This is a genomic window from Streptomyces sp. NPDC055078, assembly GCF_053607985.1.
In genome coordinates this window covers 1-3,948 of the sequence record NZ_JBSGUP010000734.1, presented here as the reverse complement: position 1 = coordinate 3,948, position 3,948 = coordinate 1, and the positions used below count along the sequence as shown (strand labels likewise).

Annotated in this window: 1 protein-coding gene; it reads left to right on the top strand. The window is 68.2% G+C overall.

Annotated features, from left to right (window positions below):
- Nucleotides 1-98 precede the first annotated feature (98 nt).
- A complete protein-coding gene (locus tag ACWF94_RS35685) occupies nucleotides 99-3,821 on the top strand; it encodes a ThuA domain-containing protein (RefSeq protein ID WP_453498447.1) in 3,723 nt (1,240 codons plus the stop codon).
- The last annotated feature ends 127 nt before the right edge of the window (nucleotides 3,822-3,948 follow it).

The following is a 3,948-nucleotide window of genomic DNA, read 5'->3' as shown; positions in this document are numbered from 1 at the left end:
TCCCTGATGTGTACAGGACTTAGGTGGTCCCCGGTGTGACGGCGCACTCCGGTTCCACGGCAACCCGCCCGATTACCGGTCCCTCCCGGAGGAAATTCGTGCACGTGACCAGGAACGTGACCAGAAAAAGATCCCCTGCGCGCAGAGCGCTCGCCCTCCTCACCGGCGGTCTCCTCGCCGCCACATCGTTCACCTTCACCGCGCCGCAGCCCGCGGCCGCCGCCGATCCCGAGCCGGCGCCGTCCGCCGAGCAGTTCCAGCAGATCACCCTCGCCAAGGGCGCGGCCGAGACCGGCGAGCCGATGTCCATGGTGGTCCTCCCGGACCGCAGCGTGCTCCACACCTCACGCAACGGTGAACTCCGGATGACCGACTTCACGGGCAGCACCCGCGTCGTCGGCAAGATCCCGGTCTACTCGCACGACGAGGAGGGTCTCCAGGGCATCGGCCTGGACCCGAAGTTCAGCGAGAACCGGCGGGTCTACCTCTACTACGCGCCGCCGCTGGACACCCCAACCGGTGACGCCCCCAACGAGGGCACCGCCGCCGACTTCGCCAAGTTCGATGGCGTCAACCGCCTCTCCCGCTTCACCCTGAACGCCGACGGCACCCTGAACAACGCCAGCGAGAAGAAGGTCATCGACGTCCCCGCGACCCGGGGCATCTGCTGTCACGTCGGCGGCGACATCGACTTCGACGCCCAGGGCAACCTCTATCTGTCGACCGGTGACGACTCCAACCCGTTCGCCTCCGACGGCTTCACCCCCATCGACGAACGGCCCGGCCGCAACCCCGCGTACGACGCCCGCCGTACCTCCGCGAACACCAACGACCTGCGCGGCAAGCTGCTCAGGATCAAGGTCAACGAGGACGCCTCGTACTCCATACCCGACGGAAACCTCTTTGCGCCGGGGACGGCCAAGACCCGCCCCGAGATCTACGCGATGGGCTTCCGCAACCCCTTCCGCTTCAGTGTCGACCAGAAGACCGGTGTCGCGTACGTCGGTGACTACGGCCCCGACGCGGGCGCCGCCGACCCCAAGCGCGGCCCCGCCGGCGCGGTCGGCTTCGTCAAGGTCGACAAGCCCGGGAACTTCGGCTGGCCGCTCTGCAACACCTTCAAGGTCCCCTACGTCGACTACGACTTCGCGACCAAGACCTCCGGCGCCGCCTTCGACTGCGACGCGCCCAAGAACGACTCGCCGCACAACACCGGCCTCACCGATCTGCCGCCCGCCCAGAAGGCGTGGATACCCTACGACGGCGGTTCGGTTCCCGAGTTCGGCACGGGTGGCGAGTCCCCGATGGGCGGGCCCGTCTACCGCTACGACCCGAACAACCCGTCCCCGGTGAAGTTCCCGGAGGCGTACGACGGCAACTACTTCGCCGGTGAGTTCGGCCGCCGCTGGATCAAGCGGATCGAGCAGGGCGCGGACGGCGCGGTCACCAAGATCAACCCGTTCCCGTGGTCCGGCACCCAGGTCATGGACATGCAGTTCGGCCCGGACGGCGCGCTGTACGTACTCGACTACGGCACCGCCTGGTTCGGCGGCAACGAGCACTCGGCGCTCTACCGCATCGAGAACGCGACCGGCGGACGCTCCCCCTCCGCGGAGGTCAAGGCGAGCAAGACCTCCGGCACGTCCCCGCTGCGCGTGAACTTCACCTCCAAGGCCGCCGACCCCGACGGCGACGCGCTGACCTACGCCTGGGACTTCGGCGACGGCGGCAAGTCCACCGAGCCCAACCCCTCGTACCGCTACAAGAAGAACGGCACCTACACGGCGACCCTGACCGTCAAGGACCCGACCGGCCGCACCGCCGCCGCCAGTGTCCAGATCGTCGTCGGCAACACCGCACCCAAGGTCACCCTTGAACCGCCCGCCGACGGAGCGCTGTTCAACTTCGGCGACGAGGTGCCCTTCAAGGTCAAGGTGACCGACCCGGAGGACAGCGCCGCCGGCGCCGACGGCAAGATCGACTGCTCCAAGGTCACCGTCAGCTATCTCCTCGGCCATGACAGCCACGCCCACAAGCTCACCGAGGCCAAGGGCTGCTCCGGCACCATCAAGACCATGGGCGAGGGCGGCCACGACCCCAACGCCAATATCTACGGCGTCTTCGTGGCCGAGTACACGGACAACGGCGGCGGCGGCCAGGCGCCCCTGACCACCAACGACCAGGTCCAGCTCCAGCCGCGCCACCGCCAGGCCGAGCACTTCAGCGCCCAGTCCGGCATCCGCACCTACGACAAGCCCGCCGCCAACGGCGGCAAGACCGTCGGTGACATCGACAACGACGACTGGATCTCCTTCAAGCCGTACAACCTGACCGGCTCGACCAAGCTCACCGCCCGGATCTCCTCCGGTGGCGCCGGCGGCTTCCTCGAAGTCCGCACCGGCTCGCCCACCGGCAGGATCCTCGGCTCCGGGCCCGTGCCCGTCACCGGAAGCTGGGAGACCTTCCAGGACATCGACATCCCGCTGCGGGGCGTGCCGAAGAAGACCACCGAACTCTTCCTGGTCTTCAAGGGCGGCGCCGGAGCCCTGTACGACCTCGACGACTTCGAGTTCTCCAACACCCCGCCGGACCGTACCGCCAAGCGCGTCCTCGTCTTCTCCAAGACGGCCGGCTTCCGCCACGACGCCATCGACTCCGCCAACGCGGCCCTGAAGGAACTGGGCAAGACCAGCAACATCACGGTCGACACCACCGAACAGGCCGCCCAGTTCACCACCAGCAACCTCGCCCGCTACGACGCCGTCGTCTTCAACTCCACCACCGGAGACGTCCTCAACGCCGACCAGCAGAAGGCGTTCGAGAACTACATCTCCACCGGCGGCGGCTATATGGGCGTCCACGCGGCGGCCGACACCGAGTACGACTGGAAGTTCTACGGCGGACTCGTCGGCGCCTACTTCTCCGGCCACCCGGAGATCCAGCCCGGGACCGTCCGCGTCGAGGACGACGACCACCCGGCCACCGAGCACCTCAACGACGAGTGGCCCCGTACCGACGAGTGGTACAACTACGCCGTCAACCCGCGCTCCAAGGTCCGCGTGCTGGCCACCCTGGACGAGACCACCTACCGGGGCGGCACCATGAAGGGCGACCACCCGATCGCCTGGTGCCAGACCTACGACGGAGGCCGGTCCTTCTACACCGGCGGCGGCCACACCAAGGAGTCCTACGCCGAGCCGGCCTTCCGCGGCCATCTGCTGGGCGGACTGCGCTACGCCGCCGGCCAGGTCAAGGCCGACTGCCGCCCGCAGACGGGTGAGCGCTCCCTCTTCAACGGCAAGACCACCGAGGGCTGGAAGCAGGCCGGACCCGGCAAGTTCAGCGTCTCGGACGGCGAGATGCGCTCCGAGGGCGGCATGGGCCTGCTCTGGTACCAGGCCAAGGAGCTGAAGTCCTACTCCCTCAAGCTCGACTGGAAGCTCGCGGGCGACGACAACTCCGGCGTCTTCATCGGCTTCCCGGCCTCCGACGACCCCTGGTCGGCCGTGAACAAGGGCTATGAGATCCAGATCGACGCCACCGACGTCCCCGCCAGGACCACCGGCTCGGTCTACGGCTTCAAGTCGGCCGACCTCAAGGCCCGCGACCGGGTGCTGCGGCCCCCGGGACAGTGGAACAACTACGAGATCAGGGTCCAGGGTGAGCGCGTCCAGGTCTTCCTGAACGGCGCGAAGATCAACGACTTCACCAACAAGGACCCCGAGCGCAGCCTGAAGGACGGCCATATCGGCCTCCAGAACCATGGAGCCGCCGACCAGGCGTCCTTCCGCAACATCACCCTCAAGGAGCTGCCCTCCTAGGCGGCCCCCTCCGAGCGGCGGCGGGCGGGGAGGCGCCCTACCCCCCCCCCCCCCACCCCCAGCACCACCCCCACACCCCCACAAGAACATGCCGGGACGCACTCCGTGGCGAACGACACGTCACGCA